Source organism: Amycolatopsis sp. NBC_00345 (assembly GCF_036116635.1).
GTDB lineage: Bacteria > Actinomycetota > Actinomycetes > Mycobacteriales > Pseudonocardiaceae > Amycolatopsis.
Genome location: NZ_CP107995.1, coordinates 6,748,131 through 6,771,475, shown reverse-complemented (window position 1 = coordinate 6,771,475; position 23,345 = coordinate 6,748,131). Strand labels below are relative to the sequence as shown.

25 protein-coding genes and 1 pseudogene are annotated in these 23,345 nt (G+C 69.7%); 15 read left to right on the top strand and 11 right to left on the bottom strand.

What is annotated here, in order from left to right:
• The first annotated feature begins 4 nt into the window (after positions 1-4).
• On the top strand, positions 5-1,333 hold the full coding sequence (locus OG943_RS30285; RefSeq protein WP_328604329.1) for a flavin monoamine oxidase family protein: 1,329 nt from the start codon (positions 5-7) through the stop codon (positions 1,331-1,333).
• Positions 1,334-1,342: 9 nt separating this feature from the next.
• On the opposite strand, the gene OG943_RS48495 is transcribed toward OG943_RS30285, so the two are convergent.
• Together OG943_RS48495 and OG943_RS48490 are read right to left on the bottom strand one after the other, a co-directional pair.
• Positions 1,343-1,744 (bottom strand): hypothetical protein, encoded by a 402-nt coding sequence (locus OG943_RS48495; RefSeq protein WP_442874585.1) that lies wholly within the window; start codon positions 1,742-1,744, stop codon positions 1,343-1,345.
• Between the two features lie 88 nt (positions 1,745-1,832).
• Positions 1,833-2,054 (bottom strand): NAD-dependent epimerase/dehydratase family protein, encoded by a 222-nt coding sequence (locus tag OG943_RS48490; RefSeq protein ID WP_442874584.1) that lies wholly within the window; start codon positions 2,052-2,054, stop codon positions 1,833-1,835.
• Between OG943_RS48490 and OG943_RS30275 the strand changes: the two genes are divergently transcribed.
• Positions 2,020-2,784 carry a TetR/AcrR family transcriptional regulator gene (locus OG943_RS30275; protein WP_328604328.1) on the top strand — a complete coding sequence of 255 codons (765 nt, stop codon included), beginning with the start codon at positions 2,020-2,022 and terminating at the stop codon, positions 2,782-2,784. The genes OG943_RS48490 and OG943_RS30275 overlap by 35 nt on opposite strands.
• On the opposite strand, the gene OG943_RS30270 is transcribed toward OG943_RS30275, so the two are convergent.
• On the bottom strand, positions 2,753-3,445 hold the full coding sequence (locus OG943_RS30270) for a TetR/AcrR family transcriptional regulator (RefSeq protein WP_328604327.1): 693 nt from the start codon (positions 3,443-3,445) through the stop codon (positions 2,753-2,755). The genes OG943_RS30275 and OG943_RS30270 overlap by 32 nt on opposite strands.
• Before the next feature lie 134 nt (positions 3,446-3,579).
• Between OG943_RS30270 and OG943_RS30265 the strand changes: the two genes are divergently transcribed.
• The 4 genes from OG943_RS30265 to OG943_RS30250 all read left to right on the top strand — a co-directional run bounded on the left by OG943_RS30265 (position 3,580) and on the right by OG943_RS30250 (position 7,468).
• The gene (locus tag OG943_RS30265; RefSeq protein WP_328604326.1) at positions 3,580-4,449 is read left to right on the top strand and encodes an SDR family oxidoreductase; all 870 of its coding nucleotides are present in this window, start codon (positions 3,580-3,582) and stop codon (positions 4,447-4,449) included.
• Positions 4,450-4,504: 55 nt separating this feature from the next.
• Positions 4,505-4,891, top strand: a complete 387-nt coding sequence (locus OG943_RS30260) for a hypothetical protein (protein WP_328604325.1) — start codon at positions 4,505-4,507, stop codon at positions 4,889-4,891.
• 76 nt (positions 4,892-4,967) lie between these two features.
• Complete coding sequence (locus OG943_RS30255) at positions 4,968-6,152, top strand: ROK family transcriptional regulator (protein WP_328604324.1); 1,185 nt, start codon at positions 4,968-4,970, stop codon at positions 6,150-6,152.
• Positions 6,149-7,468, top strand: coding sequence for a Gfo/Idh/MocA family protein (locus OG943_RS30250; protein WP_328604323.1), 1,320 nt, complete (start codon positions 6,149-6,151; stop codon positions 7,466-7,468). Before OG943_RS30255 ends, OG943_RS30250 begins: the two co-directional genes overlap by 4 nt.
• A 17-nt stretch (positions 7,469-7,485) precedes the next feature.
• On the opposite strand, the gene OG943_RS30245 is transcribed toward OG943_RS30250, so the two are convergent.
• Both OG943_RS30245 and OG943_RS30240 read right to left on the bottom strand, forming a co-directional pair.
• Positions 7,486-8,325 carry an enoyl-CoA hydratase/isomerase family protein gene (locus OG943_RS30245; protein ID WP_328604322.1) on the bottom strand — a complete coding sequence of 280 codons (840 nt, stop codon included), beginning with the start codon at positions 8,323-8,325 and terminating at the stop codon, positions 7,486-7,488.
• Between the two features lie 27 nt (positions 8,326-8,352).
• Positions 8,353-9,306 (bottom strand): SDR family oxidoreductase, encoded by a 954-nt coding sequence (locus tag OG943_RS30240; protein WP_328604321.1) that lies wholly within the window; start codon positions 9,304-9,306, stop codon positions 8,353-8,355.
• A 184-nt stretch (positions 9,307-9,490) separates the two neighbouring features.
• Between OG943_RS30240 and OG943_RS30235 the strand changes: the two genes are divergently transcribed.
• A complete protein-coding gene (locus tag OG943_RS30235) occupies positions 9,491-10,030 on the top strand; it encodes a TetR family transcriptional regulator (protein WP_328604320.1) in 540 nt (179 codons plus the stop codon).
• Between the two features lie 8 nt (positions 10,031-10,038).
• Here the strand turns inward: OG943_RS30235 and OG943_RS30230 are convergent, their stop codons facing one another.
• Entirely contained in the window at positions 10,039-10,923 is an 885-nt protein-coding gene (locus OG943_RS30230) for a LysR family transcriptional regulator (RefSeq protein WP_328604319.1), read from the bottom strand.
• A 146-nt stretch (positions 10,924-11,069) separates the two neighbouring features.
• On the opposite strand from OG943_RS30230, the gene OG943_RS30225 reads away from it, so the two are divergent.
• Positions 11,070-12,026, top strand: a complete 957-nt coding sequence (locus OG943_RS30225) for an NADP-dependent oxidoreductase (protein WP_328604318.1) — start codon at positions 11,070-11,072, stop codon at positions 12,024-12,026.
• A 99-nt stretch (positions 12,027-12,125) separates the two neighbouring features.
• Positions 12,126-13,904 carry a glycoside hydrolase family 76 protein gene (locus tag OG943_RS30220; protein ID WP_328604317.1) on the top strand — a complete coding sequence of 593 codons (1,779 nt, stop codon included), beginning with the start codon at positions 12,126-12,128 and terminating at the stop codon, positions 13,902-13,904.
• Between the two features lie 13 nt (positions 13,905-13,917).
• On the opposite strand, the gene OG943_RS30215 is transcribed toward OG943_RS30220, so the two are convergent.
• A complete protein-coding gene (locus OG943_RS30215) occupies positions 13,918-14,679 on the bottom strand; it encodes an SDR family NAD(P)-dependent oxidoreductase (protein WP_328604316.1) in 762 nt (253 codons plus the stop codon).
• A gap of 49 nt (positions 14,680-14,728) precedes the next feature.
• Positions 14,729-15,637: a LysR substrate-binding domain-containing protein gene (locus OG943_RS30210; protein ID WP_328612188.1), complete on the bottom strand. Its 909-nt coding sequence runs from the start codon at positions 15,635-15,637 to the stop codon at positions 14,729-14,731.
• 34 nt (positions 15,638-15,671) lie between these two features.
• Between OG943_RS30210 and OG943_RS30205 the strand changes: the two genes are divergently transcribed.
• Together OG943_RS30205 and OG943_RS48485 are read left to right on the top strand one after the other, a co-directional pair.
• Positions 15,672-17,087 carry a M20 family metallopeptidase gene (locus tag OG943_RS30205; RefSeq protein WP_328604315.1) on the top strand — a complete coding sequence of 472 codons (1,416 nt, stop codon included), beginning with the start codon at positions 15,672-15,674 and terminating at the stop codon, positions 17,085-17,087.
• Between the two features lie 343 nt (positions 17,088-17,430).
• Positions 17,431-17,766: pseudogene (locus OG943_RS48485) on the top strand (MFS transporter); the annotation flags it as partial.
• Between the two features lie 320 nt (positions 17,767-18,086).
• Here OG943_RS48485 and OG943_RS30200 read toward each other — a convergent pair.
• Positions 18,087-18,674: a TetR/AcrR family transcriptional regulator gene (locus OG943_RS30200; protein ID WP_328604314.1), complete on the bottom strand. Its 588-nt coding sequence runs from the start codon at positions 18,672-18,674 to the stop codon at positions 18,087-18,089.
• Between the two features lie 155 nt (positions 18,675-18,829).
• Between OG943_RS30200 and OG943_RS30195 the strand changes: the two genes are divergently transcribed.
• On the top strand, positions 18,830-19,723 hold the full coding sequence (locus OG943_RS30195) for an aldo/keto reductase (protein WP_328604313.1): 894 nt from the start codon (positions 18,830-18,832) through the stop codon (positions 19,721-19,723).
• Here OG943_RS30195 and OG943_RS30190 read toward each other — a convergent pair.
• A complete protein-coding gene (locus OG943_RS30190; protein ID WP_328604312.1) occupies positions 19,720-20,103 on the bottom strand; it encodes a winged helix-turn-helix transcriptional regulator in 384 nt (127 codons plus the stop codon). The genes OG943_RS30195 and OG943_RS30190 overlap by 4 nt on opposite strands.
• Before the next feature lie 160 nt (positions 20,104-20,263).
• On the opposite strand from OG943_RS30190, the gene OG943_RS30185 reads away from it, so the two are divergent.
• A complete protein-coding gene (locus tag OG943_RS30185; RefSeq protein ID WP_328604311.1) occupies positions 20,264-20,986 on the top strand; it encodes an alpha/beta hydrolase in 723 nt (240 codons plus the stop codon).
• Here the strand turns inward: OG943_RS30185 and OG943_RS30180 are convergent.
• On the bottom strand, positions 20,976-21,521 hold the full coding sequence (locus tag OG943_RS30180; protein ID WP_328604310.1) for a TetR/AcrR family transcriptional regulator: 546 nt from the start codon (positions 21,519-21,521) through the stop codon (positions 20,976-20,978). The two genes, OG943_RS30185 and OG943_RS30180, sit on opposite strands and share 11 nt — an antisense overlap.
• 69 nt (positions 21,522-21,590) lie before the next feature.
• On the opposite strand from OG943_RS30180, the gene OG943_RS30175 reads away from it, so the two are divergent.
• Positions 21,591-22,580, top strand: a complete 990-nt coding sequence (locus OG943_RS30175) for an amidohydrolase family protein (RefSeq protein ID WP_328604309.1) — start codon at positions 21,591-21,593, stop codon at positions 22,578-22,580.
• Positions 22,577-23,281, top strand: coding sequence for an SDR family NAD(P)-dependent oxidoreductase (locus tag OG943_RS30170; RefSeq protein WP_328604308.1), 705 nt, complete (start codon positions 22,577-22,579; stop codon positions 23,279-23,281). Before OG943_RS30175 ends, OG943_RS30170 begins: the two co-directional genes overlap by 4 nt.
• Positions 23,282-23,345: the final 64 nt, after the last annotated feature.

Below are 23,345 nucleotides of genomic sequence, written 5' to 3'. Positions count from 1 at the left end.
CGGCATGGGGAGCGAGCACAGCCGCCGGCGGATCCTGACCAACGGTCTGGCGCTGGCGGCGTTGTGGACCACGGGGACGGCCTGCTCGGCGAGCGCGGGGAACGTGCCGCCGCGAGGCGGGGCGATTCCCGATCCGGTCCGGTTCCTGAGGACGTCGTGGTCGACCGACCCGTTCGCGTTGTGCTCCTACTCGTACCTCGCGCCGAACGAGCTGGGCACGCGGGTGCGCCCGCTGCTGGCCGAACCCGTCGGCCGGCTGCACTTCGCCGGCGAGGCCACCTCCGCGGAAGCGCCGGCCACCACACATGGCGCGTTGGAGAGCGGCCAGCGCGCCGCGCGCGAGATCACCGCCGGCGCGGGGGATTCCGTTGTGGTCGTCGGGTCCGGGTTCTCCGGGATCGCCTGCGCCCGCGCGCTGGCCGACCGCGGTGTGGCCGTGACCGTGCTGGAAGGCCGCGACCGCGTGGGTGGCCGGACCTGGACCGCCCGTCTCGGCGAAACGCCCGCCGAGATGGGCGCGGGCTGGATCCACGGCTACCGGCGCAATCCGATGACCGACCTGCTGGACGCGACCGGCGGGCGTCGCTACAACTGGGACGACGACAACGTCGCCGGGCGCGACGAGGCCGCGTTCAAGGAGCTGGCCCGCTATCAGGAAAAGCTGGCCACGGTCGAGAATCCGGACGCCACCCCGATGTCGTCGGTGTTCCCCAACCCGCTGACGCCGGACCTGAGCTACGCGGCCAACGTGGTCTATTCGCAGGAATACGCGGCCGACATCGACCAGATCGCGGTCAGCGCCGACGAAGAAGGCCGCCCCATGCGGGGCAACGACCTGCTGCTGCCGGACGGCTACGACAAGCTGCTGGCCCACCTGCGCGGCAACGTCGCCGTCCGCACCGGCGCGGTCGTGACCACCGTGGCGCACCGCCCGGACGGCGTCACGCTCACCCTCGCTTCCGGGGAGACCGTCCAGGCGGGCCACGTCGTGGTCACGGTCCCGATCGGGGTGCTCAAAGCCAAGTCGATCACCTTCGACCCGCCGCTGCCCCCGGCCAAGCAGCAGGCGATCGACGCCGTGGGTGCCGGGCTGATGGACAAGCTGTGGCTGGAATTCCCCGAGGTGTTCTGGGACCGCGACGCCGATGTCATCGAGTACTTCGATCACGACCATCCGGGGCGCTGGGATTGGTGGGTCAACGGCCACAAGGTCTTCGGGAAGCCGTTCCTGATCGGCTTCAACGCCGGACGCCCCGCCCACGAGCTGGCGCACGCCTCCGATCAGGAGGTTCTGAAGAGCGGGATGGACGCCCTGCGCCGGATGTATGCCTGAGCGGCCGGGTCAGGCGGTGACGGGGGCGGCGAAGTAGTGGCCCTGGCCGAGGTCTTCGAGGAGGCCGGGGTGGATCGGTTGCCAGCCCGGCAGTTCGCGGGTCAGGGCGCTCGACACCACCATGTCGAAGGTGGCGTAGGCGGCTTGCCAGGTGGGGTGCTCGGGCTGGGGCTCGGGAGGCACGGAGGTCACCGGCACGTCGAGGTGGCGGCCGATCACCTCGGCGATGCCGCGCATCGCGACGCCCTCTTCCGCGATGCCGTGCAGCACCGATCCGGCCGGTGCCTTCTCGACGGCCAGGCGGAACACCCGGGCGAGGTCGAGGCGGCGGACTGCCGGCCAGTGCCGGGCGCCGTCGCCGACGTAGCTGGAGACGCCCTTGGCGCGAGCCGTGGCGATCAAGCCCGCCACCCAGGCGGGGTCTCCCTCGCCGTGGCAGGTCGGGAGGCCGATCAGGCCGGAAGCGAGGACGAACGGGCGGCCGGTGCCTGCGAGTGCGTCACCGAAGGTGTCCGCAGCACGGCGATCGGCCTCGACGGAGCCCGGCCGCGTCCCGCAGGACGTCGATGCTGCCGCGGACGACCTCGACGCCGGCGGCGGTGAGCGCGGCGGCGGAGCTGTCCGACCGGGCGAGCCCGACGACCTGGTGCCCCGCGTCCAAGAGCTCGGGAACGACGGCGGAGCCGATGAAGCCGGACGCGCCGGTCACGAAGATGCGCATGAGAAACCTTGCTGTCGATGTCGTGGCTGTCATCACGGACGATCTGCGCATGGCCAGATGGGAGCCGAACGCGCGCGAGCGCCTGGAGGCAGCGGCGCTGGCGCTCTACAGCGAGCGCGGGTACGAGCAGACGACCGTGGCGGAGATCGCCAGTAGCGCCGGGCTCACGGAGCGGGCCTTCTTCCGTCACTACGCCGACAAGCGCGAGGTGCTGTTCGCCACCTCCGGCGAGTTTCAGGAGCTGTTCGTCCGAGTGGTCGCCGAAGCGGCCGAGTCCGCGGCGCCGATCGACGCGTTGGGGGCGGGCCTTGCCGCGATCTCCGAGATGCTCGCTCCCCAGCGCGACTTCGTGCGGGCTCGGCATGCCGTGATCATGGCGAACGCCGAGCTTCGGGAGCGACCTGATCAAGCTCGCCGCGAACGCGGCCGCGCTCGCCGACACCCTGCGTCAGCACGGTGTCGCGGAGCCGGCCGCGAGCCTGGCCGCCGAGGCGGGGGTCGCCGTCTTCAAAGTCGCCTTCGCGCGTTGGATCGCCGACGGCGAGGAACGCGAATTGTCGTTGCTGCTGCGGGAATCCCTGGACGAACTCAAGGCTGTGACCGCGGGCGGTGCCGATCCCGGTTCTCGTTAGCCGTCAAGGACTCCTTGCCTACCTTGAAGGTAGGTAAGGAGTCCTTGACGGCCACCGCCCGTGGGATCAGGCTGGGCCCAGCTGGAGCAGGCCGGTGATCAGTACCCGCAGGCTGCGGCTGAAGGTATCCGCGAAGTCGACGCGCGCGGAGGTCAGGCGCGGATCATCGGTCGCCTCGACCACGGCGGGGCCGGGGTTCGCGAACGGCCAGAGGCCGGCGGTGACCACAACCGAGGTGTTGACGAGTTCGAGGGCGGCCGCGTCGTCGAGGCCGGGCAAGCGCTCGGCGATCAGGTGGGCGAGGCGGAGCAGGTGCTCGCGGTTGCCGAGTTTGAAGTCGCGGATGACCGCCGGCGACACGTTGCGCTCCAGGACCGCGGCCAGCATGCTCCACAGCTCGCACAACACCCGGTGTTCGGCCAATGACCCGGCCCACGTGTCGGCGATCCGGGTCACCAGCGCGTCCACATCGGACGGTACGGGCCGGGGCGCGGGAAGCCGGCGTTCCAGCTCGTCGAGCCACTCGTGCCGGGCGCGGTGCAGCAGCTCCAGGAAGAGCGCTTCGCGGGTCTCGTAGTACCGCACGATCCCGGACTTCGAACCGCCCAGCTGCCGGGCGATCTCGCGCAGGCTGATTTCCGACGCCGGCTGTTGTGCCAGAAGCTCTTGTGCCGCATCGAGGATCGCCTGACGACGGACCTCGCGTTGCTCCGGCCTGCGGGCCCGCTGAAAGTTCGCGGGTTCAGGTGCGGACGCCACGGCGTCTCCTCTCCGACTGTCTGATGGGCCACATCCACGATATCAGTCCGCCGGACTCTTATTATGCGTCCAGTGGGCTGCTATTGTGGGTTTAAGGGTCCACTGGACCCATACATGAGAGAAGGGGGCGACCCATGAGCAAGGTGATCGTGGTGACCGGCACGGCGACGGGGCTGGGCAAGGCCACTGTGGACAAGTTCGCCACCGCGGGCTGGAACGTGGTCGCCACGGTGCGCAAAACGGCGGACCTGGCGGTGCACGAAGGACATCCGCAGGTGAAGACCCTCCTGCTCGACGTTGACGACGAGCAGGCCATCCCGGACTTCGCGCAGCAGGCCGTACAGCAATTCGGCCGCGTGGACGCGCTGGTCAACAACGCCGGCTATTACCAGATGGGGCCGGTGGAGTCCACGAGCATGGCCCAGGTGCACCGGCAGTTCCAGACCAACGTCTTCGGCCTGGTCGCGGTCACCAAGGCGTTTCTGCCGTTCTTCCGCAGCCAGCGGTCGGGCGTGATCGTCAACATCTCGTCGCTGACCGCCGAGCAGGGATATCCGTACAGCGCGGTCTACGCCGCCTCCAAGGCGGCCGTTGCCACGCTCAGCGAGGGCCTGAGCATGGAGATGGCCGAGTTCGGCGTTGTCGTGCGGTCCATCATGCCCGGCCAGCACGCGACCAGGATCTTCACCAAGATCGACGCGGCCACCGACGTCGCCGAGGACTACCAGGCCGGCATCGAGTCGTTCTTCTCGGCCACGCCGATGACCGGGTCCTCGCCGACGGTCACCGCGGACGTGATCTACCAGGCCGTGCTCGACCCGCAGGGCACCCGCGTCCGGTACTACTCGGGTCCGGACTCGACGGCCATTCCGACCGCGAAACGGATCCTCGGCCCGCAGCTGTACTGGGAGGAGTTCCGGGAGGCCGCGGCCGGGCGGCCGAGCGCGTTGTGGAGCGCGCTGGTCCCGGCGCCGGGTTCGGAGCCACTGCAGCGGGACGTCTGACCCCGCGTCATCGCATCCAGTTCATCGCATTCACGTTTCACCGCAAGGAGTTCTCATGACCGGCCCATTCATCTTCATCGCCACCAACAAGGTTCGTGACGGCAAGCTCGCGGACGAGAAGAACCGGGTGCCCGGCTGGGTGCAGTTCATCCACGACAACGAGCCGCGCACCATCGGCTTCCATGAATACCGCAGCGCGGACGGCACCGAGGTTGAGTACATCCAGATCCACCCCGACACCGATTCGTTCGAGCATCACATGCGTGTGCTGGCCGAGAAGTCCGACCGGTCGTACCAGGAGACGCTCGAGGGAACCACCGACATCCGCATCTACGGGCAACCCACCGAGGCGATTCTCGACATGCTCAAGGAGGCCGCGGGGGCCGGGGTCCCCGTGACCGTCCTGCCCGAGCACTTCGGCGGGTTCACTCGCACGGCTTGACTCCCGGCGTGAGCAGCCTTGACCTCCGTTACGTTCAGACCTATCGTAAGTCTGAACGTAACGAAGGGAGCAGGGTGTGAGCACCGGACGCCGTCGCCTGACCACCACGACCGACCTGGGGCGGTGGAACGCCGAGGCGGTGCTCGACGTCCTCTACGACCGGGAGCCGCGCACCAACGCCGAGCTGGCGCGCGAGACCGGGCTGTCACGGTCCACAGTGGAGCGTGCGCTCGACCTGCTGGTGGAGCAGGGCGTGGTCGGCAAGTCCGAGCCGGTGGCGCTGGTCAGCGGGCGGCCGGCGGTGCTTTACCAGCTCCGTCCCGAATTCGGCTACCTGCTGGCGATCGACGTCGGCGCGCACACGGTGCGAGCCAGGGTCGACGACCTCGCGGGCCCGAAGGCCGGGCTGGACGCCGGGGCGGCCGAGCCTGAGCAGGCCACCGTCGATCCGTCCGATTCGGCGGAGGTCCGGCTGTCCGCCGTGGCCCGCGTGACCGATCAGGCGCTGGCCGGCGCCGGGATCGGCCGGGAGCAGGTGCGCGCGGTCGCGGTCGGCACGCCGGGCATCGTCGACTCCGACGGGGTGATCATGCTCTGCTGGGTCATCCGCTCCGGCGACTGGACCGGGGACCGGCTCCGCGCGTGGGTCCGGGACCGGTTTCCCGCCGCGACGGTGACCGTGGAGAACGACGCCAATCTCGCCGTGCTCGCCGAGCAGCGGTTCGGCGTCGCCGGTTCCGCCGAGGACGTTGTGGTGGTCTTCGCCGGCCGCCGCGTCGGGCTCGGCATCGTGCACCGCGGCGAACTGCACCGGGGCGCGCACCACCAGGCCGGTGAGGCGGCGAACATCCGCGATTCCCGGTGGGGACGCGCGAGCAGCTGGCTGTACGGGCGCCAGGCCGACGTGCCCGCGTTGTTCGCGTCGGCCGAGGCCGGGCAGCAGGTGGCTGTCGACGACGTCGCCGAACTCGCCGAGCTGCTCGGCGACGCGTGCGCCGAGGTCGTGCAGACCATCGACCCCGAGCTGATCGTGCTGAGCGGCGCGCTTTCCCTGGCCGGGGCGACGATCGGCGGCCCGCTGGCCGAACGGTTCAAACAAGCCTGCCGCGGCATGGTCGAACCCGACCTGCGGCTGTCCACCCTCGGCCGCCGCCCCGTTCTGCTCGGCGCGGCCGAAAGCGCCCGGCGGCAGGCGTTCGAGCACCTGCTCGACGACGCCCGGCCGCAATTGCCCAGCGCGTCACCAAGGAGGCGGTCATGACTGCCGGACCGGTCCGGGTCGCGGTACTCGGCGCGGGAGTGCGTGGCCACGACCACAGCAACCGCATTCGCCGCAGCGGAGGGGTGATCACCGCCGTCGCGGAGCCGGACGACCGGCGGCGGGAGCGACTGGCCGCCGAGCACGATCTGCCGCCCGAGGCCTGTTTCACCGACTGGCGCGACCTCGCCGGGCACGCCGCGGGCCTGGCCGACGCGGTGCTCATCACCACCCAGGACGCCGAGCACGCCGAGCCGTGTGTGCGGTTCGCCGAACTCGGACTGCACATCCTGTGCGAGAAGCCGATGGCCCCGGCCGAACCGGACGCCGCGCGCATGATCGCCGCGGTGGAACGCGCCGGCGTGATTTTCGCCGTGCTGCACCCGCTTCGGTACATGCCCTACACCGACCTCGTCAAACGGCTCGTGAGAGAGGGACGGATCGGCCGCATCGTCAACGTGCAGCATCTGGAACCCGTGGGGGCCTGGCACTTCGCCCATTCCTACGTGCGCGGCAGCTGGCGTCGCGAGGACGAGTCCAGCTCGCTGCTGATGGCCAAGTGCTGCCATGACCTGGACTGGCTGGCTTACCTGATCGAGGCCCAGCCGGTGCGCATCGCCTCCTTCGGCGGGCTGAGCCATTTCACGAAGGACAACCAGCCGGCCGGCGCGGCCGACCGATGCCTGGACTGCGCGGTCGAAGCCGACTGCCCGTTCTCGGCGCCCCGCCTGTACCGCTCCTGTTTCGGCCACCGTGACCGGGAAAACTGGCCGCTGAGCGCGGTCACGCCGACCGCGACCGAGGAAGCGCTCACCGAAGCGCTCGCAACCGGGCCGTACGGCCGCTGTGTTTACGCCTGCGACAACGACGTCGTTGACCACCAGGTCGTCGCGCTCGAGTACGGCAACGGCGTGACCGCCACCCACACGGTCACCGCGTTCACCGAGATGAGCAACCGCGTCACCAGGATCTCGGGCACCCATGGCAGCATCGAATGCGACGGCCGGCAGGTGATCCTGCACGACTTCCGCGGCCATCCGGCCGTCACCGCGACCACCATCGACGTCACCGGTCATGACGGGGAAACCCTTACTGGCCATGGCATCGCAGACCACGGTGACGGCGACCGCGCCGCGATCGCCGCGTTCCTCACCGCAGTCGCCACCGGGGACACCGGCCACATCCGTTCGGGCCCGCGTGAATCCCTCGACAGCCACCGCGTCGTCTGGGCCGCCGAACACGCTCGGCGCACCCAGACGACGGTTCGCTTCGAAGACCGGCCGAGCACTCCGGAAGCGGCTGCCGCAGTTAGTGGATGACGCCCGACCCGGCTCCGTTACCAGGGCCGCGGTTTGGCGAAATCCGGTGCGCGGTTTTCGAGCTGTGCCTGGAGCGCTTCGACGAGATCCGGTCCGAAGAAGCTCATCGCCTCGAACGCGATCGACGCCTCGAACGCCGGGGTGGCGGTCCGCAGCCAGTGGTTGAGCGAGCGTTTGGTCCAGCGCAAGGCATGCTGTGGTCCGGCCGCCATCCGCCCGGCGATGGCGAGCGCGGTTTCGAGCACCTCGCCGGGCGGGACCGCGAGGCTCACCAGGCCGAGGCGCTCGGCGGTTTCACCCGTGAGTTCTTCCGAGGCGAGCAGGTACAGCTTGGCCTTGGCCAGCCCGCACAGCAGGGGCCAGATCAGCACCGAGTGGTCGCCCGCGGCGATCCCCTGCCGGAGATGCCCGTCGATCAGGCGCGCCTCGGTCGAGGCGACGCTGATGTCCGCGAGCAGGGCGGTCGCGAGTCCCGATCCCATGGCCTCCCCGTTGATGGCGGAGACGATCGGCTTGTCGCAATCGACGATGCCGTGCGCGTTGGTCAGGCCTTCCCGGATGAGGTTGACGGTGTTGTCGTAGTTGCCGGGGTTCGCCAGCATCTCGTCGATGCCGTCGGTTCCCTCGACCGTCCAGAACTTGTCGCCGCGGCCGGTGATGACCGCGACCCGCAGATCGGGGTCGTCCGCGAAATCGCGCCAGATATGGCTGATTTCGGTGTGGCGGCGGGTGAGGGTGGGGGCCGGGGCTCCGTCGGGCTCGGCGATCGTGATCAGCAAGACCCCGTTGTCGCGCCGTTCGAGGGTGAGGGTCCGGTACTTGTCCCAGTCGATGGCCGGGCGCAGGTTGATGGGCATGACTGACCTTTCTTTCGGGTGTGCGCGTCAGCTCTGGGTGTGCGGCCGCAACCAGATCTCCTCGGCGCGGCGGCTGGCCTCCGGGGTGAAGTAGTCGCCGGTCCTGAGGTCCTCCAGCAACGTCGCGTGCTCCGGCGTCCAGCCCAGCAGCGACTGGGTGTGCTCGCTGGAGACAGGCACGTCGAGGGAGAAGTACTTGGCCAGGAACGGGTTTCCGAGATGCTCGGCGGCCTGCTCGAGGGTCAGCGAAACGGTGGGGAGATCGAGGATCCGCCCGATCTGCTCCGCGACGCTCTTGATCGTGACGGCGCCCTCCCCGGCGCCGTGCAGCACGCTCCCGGCGGGAGCCTTCTCCAGTGCCAGCCGGAAAAGGCTGGCGGCGTCGAAGCGGTGGATGGCGGGCCAGCGATTGGCGCCGTCACCGATGTAGGCCGAGACGCCCGCCCGGCGCGCGCCGGCGATGAGCGCCGGGACGAACCCGTAGTCGCCCGGGCCGTGCACGGTCGGCGCGAGCCGCACGACGCTGGATCGGATCCCCCGATCGGCCAAGCCGAGACAGACCTGCTCGCTCCGGATCCGGAAGGCGGCGACCGAATCGGAATCCGGCGCGTCCTGCTCGGTGCTGACCCGGCCCGCCCTCGTCACCAACGTGCCCGACGTGACGACAAACGGCCTGCCGGACCCGGCGAGCGCCTGCCCGATTGCCTCGATCGCGGCGCAGTCGCGGCGGATGAGCGCGTCCGGATCGGCGTAGTCGCCGCCGTAGGCCATGTGCACGACGCCGTCGGCGGCTTCGGCGCCGCGGCGCAGGCTGTCGAGGTCTTCCACGGAACCGCGGTGCGGGGTGGCGCCCAGCGACTCCAGCCGGGAGGCGGCGGCGTCCGAGCGCGCCAGGCCGGTGACGGTGTGGCCGGCCGCGACGAGCCCGGCGACGATGGCGGGGCCGGTCTGGCCGGAACCACCGGTGACAAAAACGTGCATGGAAACTCTCCCCGTTAACGCCAGTGAATGGCACTAAGTAGCGCCAGTCGCTGACTCTACGCGTAGCGCCAGTGACTGGCGCAACGTGATGCCAGTCACTGGCACTACGCGATGCCCGTGCGGGTAGTGTCAGGGGGTGCCACGGAGCGGAGCAGACGCGCGCCGCCGCCTTCAAGAGGCGGCGATGGAGTTGTACCGGGAACACGGTTTCGACCAGACCACCACGGCTGAGATCGCCGCACGGGCCGGTGTCAACGAGCGCACGTTCTTCCGGCACTTCCCGGACAAGCGCGAAGTCCTCTTCGGCAGCGAAGCCGAGCTTCGCACGACGATGACGGAAGCAGTGGCCGAAGCTCCGGATGGCTTGCCGCCGTTCGAAATGCTGGTCCGCGCCTTCCGGCAGGCCGGACGGATCCTCGAGCGCAACCGCCCGTTTTCCGAGCCGCGCTTGGCCATCATCGCCGCGACACCGGCGCTGCGCGAACGCAATCTGGCCAAGGCCGAGTCGCTCGCCGAAGCGCTGGCCGAGGCGCTGCGGCAGCGCGGCGTCGCCGATCGGCTGGCCGGCCTGGCCGCCCACACCGGCTGGGCCACCTACCACCAAGCCGCCCAAGCCTGGATCGACGACCCCTCACGGTCCTTGGACGTGTACCTCGCTCGGGCTTTCGACGACCTGCGCGCCCTCTCCGCGCCCGCACTCACGGGCGCGTTCCCGGAAAGCTGACCCGGCGGTCACCGTCCAGGGATCCGTTGTGGCGCCTCGACGTCCGCGCTCATGCCCCGCGATTCGGCGACGGCGGCGGCCGCGCGCACCAGCGCGGCCACGCCGCGGCTGCGGGAGCGTTCCGGCCAGGCGATGACCAGCGCGGCGGGCGGGCAGTCTTCGAGGGGCACGTAAACCACCGCCTCCCGGGGATACCGGGCCGCGACCGACCTCGGCAGCACGGTTGTCGTCGTGCCGAGGCCGACGAGCGCGAGCAGTTGCGCGAGGTCGCGCACGCCCAGCGCGCCGATGTCCCGCTCCGCCCGTTCGCCGAGGTCTTCGGGGGCGAGGCCGAGGTCGGCCAGCCGCACCCGGGACGCTCCGGCAAGGGCGTGACCGGCGGGCAGCGCCACCACGCGCGGCTCGACGGCGACGACGTCCGCGTCGATGCCGGCCGGGTCGTAAGGCTCGAACATCAGCGCGGCATCGGCTTCGCCCGCCCGCAGCAGTTGCGTGTGCTCCCGCCAACTGCACAGCCGCACGGCGACAGGCTCTGCGTCGGGCTCCGCGGCCGTCGCGGCGAGGATGTCTTCCAGCAGGCCGCCGTCGTTGTCCGCTTTCACGGCGAGCAGCAGGCTGCGATGTGGCGCCGAGGCCCGCACGGCACGGCGGGCGGCCGCGTCGAGGGCTTCGAGGGCGGGCCGCGCATGAGTCAGCAGGACCGTGCCGGGCTCGGTCAGCTCCACCACGCGCGTGGAGCGCTCGAACAGGCGCACGCCGAGTTCGGTCTCGAGGTTGCGGATAGCGCGGGACAGCGCGGGGCCGGCGATACCGAGCCGGGCCGCGGCGCGCGTGAAGCTGCGTTCCTCCGCGACCGCGACGAAGTAGCGCAAGGGCCGGGACTCCGCTGTCATCCCGCCATTATTACCTGTCCGGCAGCGTGATTGATGCCTTTTTGTTCCTAGTCGGTGCCGGATTGATCATTCCCCGGGCCACGCCGTGACCGCAGGCTGGTGGGGTCGCCGGGCGGAAGACCCTGCGGCGGAACGGAGAGAAGAGCATGCGAGCGATCGGCATCGAGCGTTTCGGCGATACCCCGGGGCTGATGGAGCGGCCCGTCCCCGAGCCCGGTCCCGGCGAGGTGCAGATCGCCGTCGACGCGGCGTCGACCAACCCGCTGGACGTGGTCATCGCCGCCGGCGGGCTGGCGGCGGTCGGGGAGTACCGGTTCCCGCTCACGCTCGGCATGGACGGGGCCGGCACCGTGACCGCGCTCGGTGCCGGCGTCACGGAATTCCGGGTGGGGGACCGGGTTTTCGGGCAGTTCTGGGGACGGCCGCTGCAGTCCGGCACTTTCGCGGAGGTCTGCGTCGTCGCGGCGGCACCCGCGTTCGGCGCGCTGATGGCCATCCCCGGCGCGGTGCCCAGCCACCTGGCCGCCGCGCTGCCGACCGCGGGCATGACCGCGCTCGGCGTGCTCGACCGCCTGCAGGTACCCGAGGGCGGCACACTGCTGGTCATCGGCGGGACCGGCGGCGTCGGCACCTTCGCCGTGCAGGCCGCCGCGGCCCGCGGGATCCACGTCATCGCGACGGCGTCCGCCCAGCTCGCCGAGCCGGTGCGAGAACTCGGTGCCGCCGAGATCGCCGTCCGTGGCGGGAAACCCCTTGGCGACGCGCTGGGCGGGAGCGTCGACGCGGTCCTCGACGCCGTTGGCGACCGCTCCATCACCCGGAGCGTGGCCGGTGCGGTGAAGGACGGCGGCGCACTGTTCTCGATCGCCTACGGTCTTGACGAGCCGCTCCTCGCCGACGAGCGCATCCGCACCGCGAACTACGAGCTGGAGCGCAAACCCGAGCTGCTCGCCGAACTCGCCGAGCTGGTCACGGCGGGCACGATCCGGCCCGTCATCGGCGCGACGCTCCCGCTCGAAGAGGCGCCACGAGCCCTCGCCGGCCAGGTCGAGGTCACCGGGCTGCGCGGCAAGACCGTGCTGCAAATTGGGGCAAGTGTGTGAACCCTTGTCCGGAACGAGCCAGAACCGGGCGGATTCCTTCAACGCGGGCCGCGGGTTTCCTATCCTGAGCGGAACTCCGGCGCGTGGAGAGGGATGTCGATGCGGACATTGCTCGTGCTCCTGCTCGTCCTCGGTTCCCTGACCCCGATGCCCGCCGCGGCGGCGGCCGCGGTGTGCGTGACGTCCTGCGACACGCTTGATCCGTCACAGGCCGCGCGGGAGAGCTTTCCCCTGCCCGACAAGGTGATCAACGGCCGCGTCCTGCGGCTGCACGCCTCCGACCCGGACGACATGGCGTGGGCGAGTATCGACACCGCCGTCCCGGGCGACGCGGTCTGGCTCGACCGGTCGTGGGACGGCGGCGCGACCTGGGACGGCCTGCTCGGCAAGGCGACCGTCCCCGGCTCGTGGACCGGCACCCGCACACTGATGTACAACCTCACCGATCCGGCGAACCACCGCCGCGGCCTGGTCCGGGCCTGCGGGGACGCGCAGGGGGTCGACTGCACCGCGTGGATCTACCCGGCCGTCTGCGACACCGCGTGTGACGGGACCGCGCCGGGTGCCGGGGACAGCCAGCCGGTGGCGCCGACGACCATTTTCGGCCGCACCGTCCGGCTGCACTTCGACGGCAGCGGCCTGGCGTGGGCCGGGATCGAGGCGGGCGGCGCCGGTGACGAGATCTGGCTCGACCGGTCCTGGGACGCCGGGGCGAGCTGGCCGGACGGCTCGTCGCTGGGCCGCACCAGTGTGCCATCCGGCGCGACCGGCACGCAGACCACGGCGTTCGCCACGAGGGACCCACGCGGTCGGCTGTACGGCGGATCCGTGCGCGCGTGCGGCCGGGAAGCCACCCACGACCAGGGCAGCTGCACGGCCTGGGCGCGTCCGGCGACAACCCGGGCGGCCGGCGCGGCCGACGCGCTGATGTGGTCCTACGAGCCCTACACCGCGTGGTGGCCGTCGAGCTGGTGGAACTCGGCCGTCGCGGTCACGGCGATGGCGGACGCGGGCGGCCACGACGCCGAACTGGCCCGGACCTTCGACGTCAACCGGGTCGCTTTCCCCGCCGGGGCAAGGAGTTCCGACCCGATCGACGGCCACTTCATCAGCCGCGCGATCGACGACACCGAGTGGTGGGGCCTGGCCTGGATCGCCGCCTACGACCGCACCCACGACGCGCGTTACCTCACCGAGGCGACGACGATCGCGGACTACGTCTACGGGTTCTGGGACACCGGGACCTGCGGCGGCGGGGTGTGGTGGGACCGCGAGCGGACGTACAAAAACGCCGTCTCCAGCGGGCTGTACCTGCGGCTGGCCGCGTCCCTGCACCTGCGGGTCGCCGGGGACACGGTATGGGGGCAGCGCGCGAAGACCGCCGGGGACTGGTATCTGAACAGCGGGCTGATCAACGCTTCGGGCCTGGTGAACGACGGCCTGACCGGTTCGTGTGCGAACAACGGCCAGACCGTCTGGACGTACAACCAGGGGCTCGGCATCGGCGGCCTGGTCGAGCTGTGGCGCGCCACCGGCGAAACGTCCTATTTGGACGCCGCTCGGCGGCTGGGCGACGCGGCGATGAGCGGGCTCACCTCCGGTGGGGTGCTCGTCGAATCCTGCGACACCGGCACGAACTCCTGCGACGACAACCAGAAACAGTTCAAGGGTGTTTTCATGCGCTACTTCGGCGATCTGGCGAATGCGACCGGCTCGGCCACCTACCGCGCCTTCGCCCAGAAGCAGGCCGACACGCTCTGGGCGGGTGATCGGGACGCGCAGAACCGCATCGGCCAGCGCTGGGCCGGGACCACACCGAACGTGACGGACTGGCGCACACAGGCGTCCGGCCTCGAAGCCGTGCTCGCGGCGGGATAGGCCGGCCCGTTGGTCAGAAGAAGAGGCGGGGCTGGCCGTTCGTGGCGTCGAGGCCGCCGTCGACCGGGATCTGCAAGCCGGTCAGGTAACGCGCGTCCTCGCCGGCGAGGAAGGCGACCACTCCGGCGACCTCGTCGATTTCGCCGACGCGGCCGAACGGGATGCGTTGCACATAGGCCTGCATGATCGGCATGTCGGGGGTGACGCCCCCGGTTATCCCGGTGTCGCGGATGAAGCCGGGGTGGACGGCGTTGACCCGGACATCGGGGGCGTGGTCCGCCGCCATCGCCCGGGTGAGGTTCACCAGCCCGCCCTTGGCCGTGTTGTAGGCGACCATGCCGTAGTCGGCGCCAAGGCCGCCCATCGAGCCGATGTTGACGATGCATCCCTTGCGCTCGCGCAGATGCGGCATCGACGCCCGGCTCGTGTGGTAGACGGCGTCGAGGTTGATCGCCATCGCCGCGCGCCACTGGTCGGGGGTGACGGCTTCCACCGTGCCGAGCGACGGCACTCCCGCGTTGTTGACCAGGACGTCGAGGCGCCCCAGCTCGTCGACGACGGAGGCGATCAGGGCGTTGATCTCGTCCGGCACGGTGAGGTCGGCGACGTGGGCGCGGATGGCCGGGTTGCCCGCCACGACCTTGTCCAGCTTCTCCTGCGTCCGCCCGGCGATGACCACGGTCGCGCCCTCGGCCGCGAACCGGTGCGCGATCCCGGCGCCGATGCCCGACCCGCCTCCGGTGACCACAACCACTTGGTCGGCAAAACGGCTCATGGCGGGAGATCCTTTCCCTGGCTGGTATCCGCTCCTTTGTACCGCAAGATCAGCTTGCCGTGGGGGACAGAGAAGCGAGCTGACCGGACAGGAAGCCGACGAATTCCCGGGTGACCGGGTCGAGCTCGTGTGCCTGCCGGGTCTGGACCTGCAGGGACCGGGAGCCGAGATCCGGTTCGTCCAGGCTGACGGCCACCACCGTGCCCGCGGAAAGGTCCTTGAGCACGGCTATCTCCGAAAGCAGCGCTATCGTGTCGCTGTCTTGGAGGTATTCGAGCGTTCCCGCCGGACTGTCGCATTCGAGGCTCGGCATGACGTGTATTTCATTTCGCTGGCAGAATGCCTCGAACAGAATCCGGTTGGTATTTCCGTGCGGCAGCAGGGCGAGCGGATATCGGGCGACCTCCCTGATCGAAACCGACGACCGCGCCGCCAAGGGGTGCCCGGGACTCATCACGGCCCGGGTTTCGGCCGGTGCCGTGAAATTCACCTCGACGCCCGGCTCGTCGGCCAGGGTGAAAGTGACCGCCACGTCCACCGATCCCTGCCGGACGCGCTGGCTCGCATGGCGCGGGCCGGTCATCTCGATCCGGAAGCTCACGTTCGGATGACCGGCGCGGAACCGGCGTAACACGCTCGGCACCAGGTGGTGGATGAGCCCGCTCGTGGTCGCCACCGACAGCACCTTGACCTCGCCCTTCAGCGAGCTCAGCGCGTCCAGGCACGCGGCCGTTTCGCGGAGCACCCGGCGCACGTAGCCGGCGAACGCGGTGCCGGCGGGAGTGGGCAGCACGCCCGCGTGGGCCCGCTCGAAGAACGTCGCCCCGGCCTCCTTCTCGAGCCGGGCGACCTGGCGGCTCACCGCCGATGGTGACACGAAAAGACTGCGGGCCGCGGCAGCACCAAGTCGGGGAGCTGTCTTGTGAGGTTCCGGCGGCTCGTGGAATCGTCGGAACAGCCGAGTTCGCCGGTGTGAGCACCAAGGAGAACCGATGTCGGAAACACAGGACGAAATCCGTAACTTGGCGGTAACAAAAGCCGTCGAGCAGCTCGACAGTGGTGCGTACCTAGAGTCGCTGGCCCGCCGCGTCGCGATTCCGACGGAAAGCCAGAACCCGGACCGGGCGAGTGACATCGTCCGCTATTTCACGGACGAGATCGGCCCCGTCTTCACGAACATGGGATTCGAGGTGGAGTTGAAGGAGAACCCCGTTTCGCCGATGCACCCGTTCCTCGTCGCGTCCAGGATCGAAGACCCGCTCGGGCCGGCAGTGCTCCTCTATGGGCACGGCGACGTCCAGCACGCCCATCCCGGCCAGTGGCGGTCCGGGCTGGATCCGTGGTCCCTCAAGGTCGAGGGCGACAAGATCTACGGCCGGGGAACGGCGGACAACAAGGGCCAGCACAGCATCTGCATCACCGCGCTGGAGCAGACTCTGGCGGCGCGGGGCCGGCTCGGTTACAACGTCAAATTCCTGCTGGAGAGCGGTGAAGAGACCGGATCCCCCGGACTGCTCGAATTCGCCGCGGCGAACCGGGAACTCCTCGCGGCCGACCTGTTCCTCGGCTCGGACGGGCCACGGATCTCCGCCGAGCGCCCGACGGTCTTCCTCGGCTCACGGGGGACACTGAACTTCACGCTCCGCGTCGATCTCCGTGAATCCTCGCACCACTCCGGAAACTGGGGCGGGGTGCTGCGTAACCCGGGAACCGTGCTCGCCGCGGCGATTTCCTCGCTGGTCGATGGGGCCGGCCGGATCAAGATCGAGGCGTTTGTGCCCGGCCCGATTCCCGCGGCCGTTCGCACGGCGCTGGAAGACATCACCGTTGATCAGGGGCCCGACAGCCCCGCCGTCGACGAGGGCTGGGGCGAGCCCGGTCTGACGCCGATCGAGCGGCTGATCGCCTGGAACACGATCGAGGTCCTGGCCATGCGAACCGGTGATCCCGCCGCACCGGTCAACGCCATCCCCGCCACCGCGGTCGCCCACCTGCAACTCCGGTTCGTCGTCGGCACCGACGTCACCGATTTCGCCGGGAAAGTGCGAGAACACCTGACCGGCCTCGGTTATCCGTTCATCGACGTCGAGGTCGAGCACGTCATGCAGGCCACCCGGCTGGATCCCGATCACCCGGCGGTGGGGCTGGTTCTGCGGTCCATCGAACGGACTCTCGGCAAGAAACCCGCGCTGCTCCCGAATCTCGGCGGCTCGATCCCGAACAACGTTTTCGCCGACACCCTCGGCCTGCCCACGGTGTGGGTCCCGCACTCCTATCCCGCCTGCGCCCAGCACGCGCCGAACGAACACGCCCTGCTTTCGATTTCGCGGGAGGGCCTGCAGATCATGGCCGGTTTGTACAGCGATCTCGCCGACGCTCGCGCTGTCTGGGCACCGAACCACCATTGACGGGCTCTCCGGGAAGGCTTGACTCATGAGCGAGGAACACCAAGTCATCGCATCAAGCGGCACCGGGGAGCCTCGCCGGACGAGCCCGGGAACGCAGGTGTTTCCTTGCTTCTGCCCTTGGGAACTTTCGCGGTCTCCTTTCTCGTACGCCCGCTCGGCGCCCTGGTCATCGGGCCGTACTCGGACCGGGCCGGCCGCAAGCCCGCGCTCACGCTGTCGATCGGGCTGATGTTCTTCGGCACGTTGCTGATCGCGGTGATGCCACCCGCGTCGTCCATCGGTTTGCTGGCACCTCCCGCACCGGCGGGGTTTCGCGGCGAGCTGGCAGTTCACCACCCAATCGGTGTCAACGCTGCTGGCGGCGGCCGTGGGAACGGTGTTGACCAGCACGCTCACCGACCAGCAGCTGGACTCCTGGGGATTCCGGATTCCCTTCCTCGTCGGCCTGCTGATCGGCCCGGCCGGCCTCTACATCCGGCGCCACGTCCCGGAATCGCCGGAATTCGCCGCCTGGCAGGAGACCGGCGTGGTGGTCAAACCGGTGCGGACGATCATGAAAACGCAGAAGACCCGGGTGGTGCTCACCATGGGCACCCTCGCCGTTTCCACCTGCATCGTCTACCTCATCACCTACATCCCGACCTACACCATCAAAACCCTGGGACTGCCGGGTTCCACCGGGTTCGCGGCGATCGTGGTCGCCCCGGCGCTGGGAGTTCTGCTTGCCGCGGTGGGTTTCCTGTCCATCCTGAAGGCCGCGTACTACGGGCCGATGGCTTCGTTGATGGGTGACCTCTTCCCCACGGAAACACGCGCTACCGGGATGTCCTTGGGCTACAACATCGGCGTCGCGATCTTCGGCGGCCTGACCCCGCTGGCCTCGGCCTGGCTGGTCGGCACCACCGGTGACCCGAAGTCGCCCGCGTTCTGGGTGATGTTCGCGGCGGCGGTCAGCGTGGCCAGCCTGATCGTGATCGTGATCGCCTCAAGCTTCGGTGACTACCGGGCCCGGAGGCCGTCGAGGATGAGCGCGACGACCGCTTCGGACTCCGCCTTGATCTCGGGGGAGCGCCACTCCGCGGCGTGCGACGGACTGTGGAAACGGCCGGTGGCGTCAAAAATGGCTCGCGCGAGCACGTCCGGGTCGCCGTCGGCGAAGTCGCCACTGCTGATGCCGTCGACGACGACGGCGCGGAGCCGGGCGAGCAGCGCGCCGACGTGGGCGGACGACACGGCGCTGTGCTCCGTCGCCAGCACCTGGAAGGTCGCGAACAGCTCCGGGTCTTCCTGCGCCTTGGCCCATTTCGTGGTGAACATGGTGGTGAGCAGGCCGCGCAACCGGTCGGGCGGGGGCAGCTCGGCGTCCTGGACCGGCGCGGCGAAGTCCTCTCGCGACCGGTCGAGCCAGCGCTGGATCACGGCCTCGCGCAGGGCGGCCTTGGACGGAAAATGCCGGTACACACTCCCGTGGCTCACGCCGAGGACCCGCGCGACGTCGAGCACCGTGGCCTTTTCCGGGCCGTGGCGGCGCAGCACGTCCTCGGTGGCCGACACGATCGTCTCCGGGTCGAGTGGCTCCCGGCGCATGAGGCCTCCTTCTCGGGACGGCTGGCTACCAGGCCGGATCCCCTCGGGACGAACGTAGGTCGACAGTATGACAGATGTCAAACTCTGTCAGACCGTCAGCTGTGTACGAATGACAGAAGTTGACATCTGTCAGTTCATGGCCGTACGTTGGCCTCATGACCACTGCTACTGCTTCGTTCGCCGGCCGCACCGTGTCCCGGGTCGGTTATGGCGCGGCTCAGTTCGGCCGCCTGTCCGACCGTCGCGACGAGGCCGTCGCGTTGCTGCGCCGCGCGGTCGAGCTGGGCGTGAATCACGTGGACACCGCGGAGTTCTACGGTTTTGGCTTCGCCAACGAGGTGATCCGCGAAACGCTGCGCCCCGAGGACGACGTTCTGGTCGTCACGAAGGTCGGCGCCGACCCCAACCCGGGCGGACGGCTGCCGTTACGCGTGGCGCAGCGGCCCGAGCAGCTGCGGGCCAGCGTCGAGGCCAACCTGCGCAGCCTCGGCGTCGACCGGCTTCCGGTGGTGAACCTCCGCCGCCTCGACTCCGGTCCCGGCCTGCGTCCCGAAGGCGACCAGGTGGTCGACCTCGACGATCAGCTCGCGGTGATGACCGCCCTGCGCGACGAGGGCAAGATCGGCGCGATCGGGCTGAGCTGCGTCACCCTCGACGGCCTGCGCCGCGCCCGCCCGGCCGGTATCGCCTGCGTGCAGAACGCCTACAGCATCGTCTCCCGCGACGACGAGGAACTGCTGCGGCTGTGCGTCGCCGAAGAAATCGCCTGGGTGCCGTTTTTCCCACTCGGCGGCGGTTTCCCGGGAGTGCCCAAGGCGACCGACGAGCCGGCGGTGCACGCTGTGGCCGGGTCGCTGGGCGTCACGCCGTCCCAGGTCGGCCTCGCCTGGCTGCTGCACCACGCCCCGAACGTGCTGCTCATTCCCGGCACCGCCGATGCCACTCACCTGGAAGCCAATATGGCCGTCGGCGAGATCGCTTTTGACGACGCGGTTCTGGCCACGCTCGACGCTATCGAGTCCCGTTCCAGCGAAGTCCCGCTCGGTTAGGGGCTATTGGGCAAGGTATCCGCGCGCGCGTCGTATTCGGTGCGGGCGGCGTCGATGCGTTCCAGGTGGGCGATGCTCCATTCCAGCAGGGGCGCGGTGGCTTCGCGGAGGGTCCTGCCCATGGGTGTGAGCTCGTAGCTGACGTGGGGCGGCATGACATTGTGGACGGTCCGCGTCAGGATGCCGTCACGTTCCAGGCTGCGCAGCGTGACGGTGAGCATGCGCTGGCTGATGCCGTCGATTTCGCGCTTCAGCTCGGTGAAACGGCGCGGCCCCAGCCTGAGGGTGCGCACGACCAGTAGCGACCACTTGTCCCCGACGATGCCGAGCACGACCCGTGACCGGCACTCGGTTCCCTGGTCGGCCTGCGGCGTGGTCATGGTTACCTCCAAGGAACCGAGGCACGGGAATGTGCCGTATTGCCCCAGGCGGCACCGGGCGGCCACCATGGTTGTGGTTCCCAAAGAGTACCGAGTTTCTAATGGGAACCGCTAGTTTTCCGTGCGCTACCGCGCCTCGAACAGGAAGATCGTGCCAACCATGTCTACATTTCTGCTGGTCCACGGCGCTTGGCACAGTGGCCGGGCCTGGGAGCGGGTGGCGCCGCTGCTGGAGTCGACCGGGCATCGGGTGCTCACGCCGTCGCTGACCGGCTACGGCGAGAAGGCGCATCTGCTCAGCCCCGAGGTGGGGCTCGACACCCACGTCGACGACGTCGTCACGCTGATCGAGGACGAAGACCTGACCGACGTGATCCTCGTCGGTCACAGCTACGCGGGCCTGGTCATCTCCTCGGTCGTCAACCGGGTTCCGGACCGGATCGCGCACCTGGTGTACCTCGACGCGATGGTCCCGGAGGACGGCGAGACCGCGGTCGACGTCCAGCCCGTGTCCCAGATCATGATCGACCGCTCCGCCGAGTCCGGCACCGGCTGGCGGATTCCGCCGCTGCCGGAGCAGCCGGCGCCGTTCGGCCTGTTCGGGGTGACCGACCCGGCGGACGTGGCCTGGCTGCGCGGGATGCTCTCCGATCAGCCGGTGCTCTGCCTGCAGCAGCCGGTCCGGCTGGACAACCCGGCCGCGAACGCCATCCCGCGCACGCACATCCACTGTGTCGGCGCGAAGCCGGCGGGTGTCGTCCGACGGCCCGTGCCCGCGATCCAGCCCAACGGCTCCCCGGCCCAGGTGCGGGAGCTGCCGACCGGCCACGACTGCATGATCACCATGCCGGCCGAGCTCAGCGAGCTGCTGCTCAAGCTGTAGGCCGCCGGGGGGTCAGCCAGGGCCGGACGGTTGTTTCGAGCTGTGCCTCGGAGATCTCCGCGAGCGCGTCGAGCTTGAGGAAGTGCCGCGCGATCGTGAGGCCCAGGATGCTGCTGACGGTCAGCGCGGCTTGGAGGTCGGCGTCGTCGTGCTTGCTGGTGCGGGCGAGATTGGTGACCCGCTCGTTGAGGAAGTCCCGCATCGCCTGGGTTGCTTCCGGCGTGGTGAGCATCGACCGCACGAGCGCGCGGGTTTCCGGCGGTAGCTCGCTCAGGCGGACGTCGAGGACGTCGCTGAGGTGCTCGGCGACGTTGTCGTCCGTGCTTTCGCTGGGCAGCTGGGTCGCGATGGCGAAGAGGTCGTTTTTCGTGCCGTAGTGCTGAATGACCAGCGAGGGGTCGACCTGGGCGCGCTGCGCGATCGCGCGCACGGTCGTCCCCTCGCGGCCGTGTTCGCCGAATTCGGCTTGTGCGGCTTCGAGAATGCGTTGCGCGGTGGCGGCCCGCTTGGCCGCGCGCGTCTTCGGTTCATCCACTCAGTTGACTTTACAGGTGTTGAGCGAACCTGTAGATTCACTCAACAGAAGATGAGCCAAAGGAGCTTGATGAGAGTCGTCGCCATCGAAGAGCACTGGACCACCCCGGAAATCGACCAGGCGCTACGAGCGCAGCCCGCGCAGGTGCGGGACCCGAGCGTGGTCCTGAACGACCGGGGTGACATCCCGGCGCGTCTGTTCGACATCGGCGACCAGCGGATCGAAGCGATGGACGCGGCGGGCGTCGACGTCCAGATCCTCTCGATCGCCCCGCCGGGGGCGCACGGGCTCCCGGCCGCCGAGGCGGTGGCGCTGAGCCGCGACGCGAACGACCGGGCCGCCGAGGCGGTCAGCCGTCATCCGGCCCGGCTGAGGGCGATGACCACGTTGCCGATGCCTGACCCGGACGCGGCGGTGGCCGAGCTCCTGCGCACCGCGGACCTGCCCGGCCACGTCGGGATCATGTCCTACGGCCGCAGCGGGGATCGCCCGCTGGACGACCCCGCGTACGACGAGCTGCTCGCGACCGCCGCCGGCTTGGGGCGGCCCGTGTTCGTCCACCCGCAGATTCCCCCGAACGCGGTGCGGGAGGCGTCCTACCGCGGGCTCGAACCGCCGCTCGACCTCGCGCTGGCCACTTTCGGCTGGGGCTGGCACATCGAGGCCGGGCTCGCGGCGCTCCGCCTGATCGTGCGCGGCACCTTCGACCGCCACCCGGACCTGCAGATCGTCCTGGGCCACTGGGGCGAAATGCTGCTGTTCGCGCTCGACCGGGTCGACAGCCTGTCCAATATCGCCACCCACCTCGAGCGGCGGGTCGCCGACTACTTCGCGACCAACATCCACATCGCGACCAGCGGCATGCTGACCCCGCGGCTGCTCCGTCACGCGCTGGACTACACCAGCGTCGACCGGATTCTGCTCTCCGGGGACTATCCCTTCCACCGCTTGGAAGCCGGGGCCGTCACGGACTTCCTGCACACCCTTCCCGACCGTGACGACCAAGAGAAGATCGCCCACGCCAACGCCGAATCGCTCTACCGGCTGGAGAAAGCATGAGCACCAAAACCGTCCTCCTCATCGGCGCCTCGCGCGGCCTGGGCCACGCGATCGCCGCGGAGTACCTCGACCGCGGCGCGCATGTCGTGGCGACTGTCCGCAGTTCCGCGCGCACCGCCCTGCACGAGCTGCAGGACACCGCCGACGGGCGGCTGGAGATCGAGCACGTGGACATCACCGAGCCCGAGCAGGTCCAGGCGCTGCACGATCGGCTCGACGCCCGCCGGTTCGACCTGCTCTTCGTCAACGCGGGCATCACCAATCCTCAGGAGGAGACCAGCGCGGACGTCTCGACCGAGGACTTCGCCCGCCTCATGGTCACCAACGCGCTGAGCCCGATGCGGGTCGTCGAAACGCTCGGCGAACTCGTCGACCCGCACGGCACCGTCGCGATCATGTCGTCGGGCCAGGGCAGCATCGCCAACAACGAACGCGGCGGCTTCGAGATCTACCGGGCCAGCAAATCCGCCCTCAACCAACTGATGCGCAGCTACGCCGCCCGCCACGCCGCCCGCCACGCCGGCGACAGCCGGACGCTGCTCCTGATGGCACCCGGCTGGGTCCAGACCGACCTCGGTGGCCCCAACGCCCGGCTGACCATCGGCGAAAGCATTCCTGGCCTCGTCACGACCATCGATGCTCAGCACGGTCGCGCGGGTCTGCAGTACCTCGACTACCGCGGCGAGACCGTCGCCTGGTGAAGCCAGGAGTTCTCGGTAAGGTTCGTGACCGAGGGCACACGGCGGTGGTGAGGGAGATACGCGG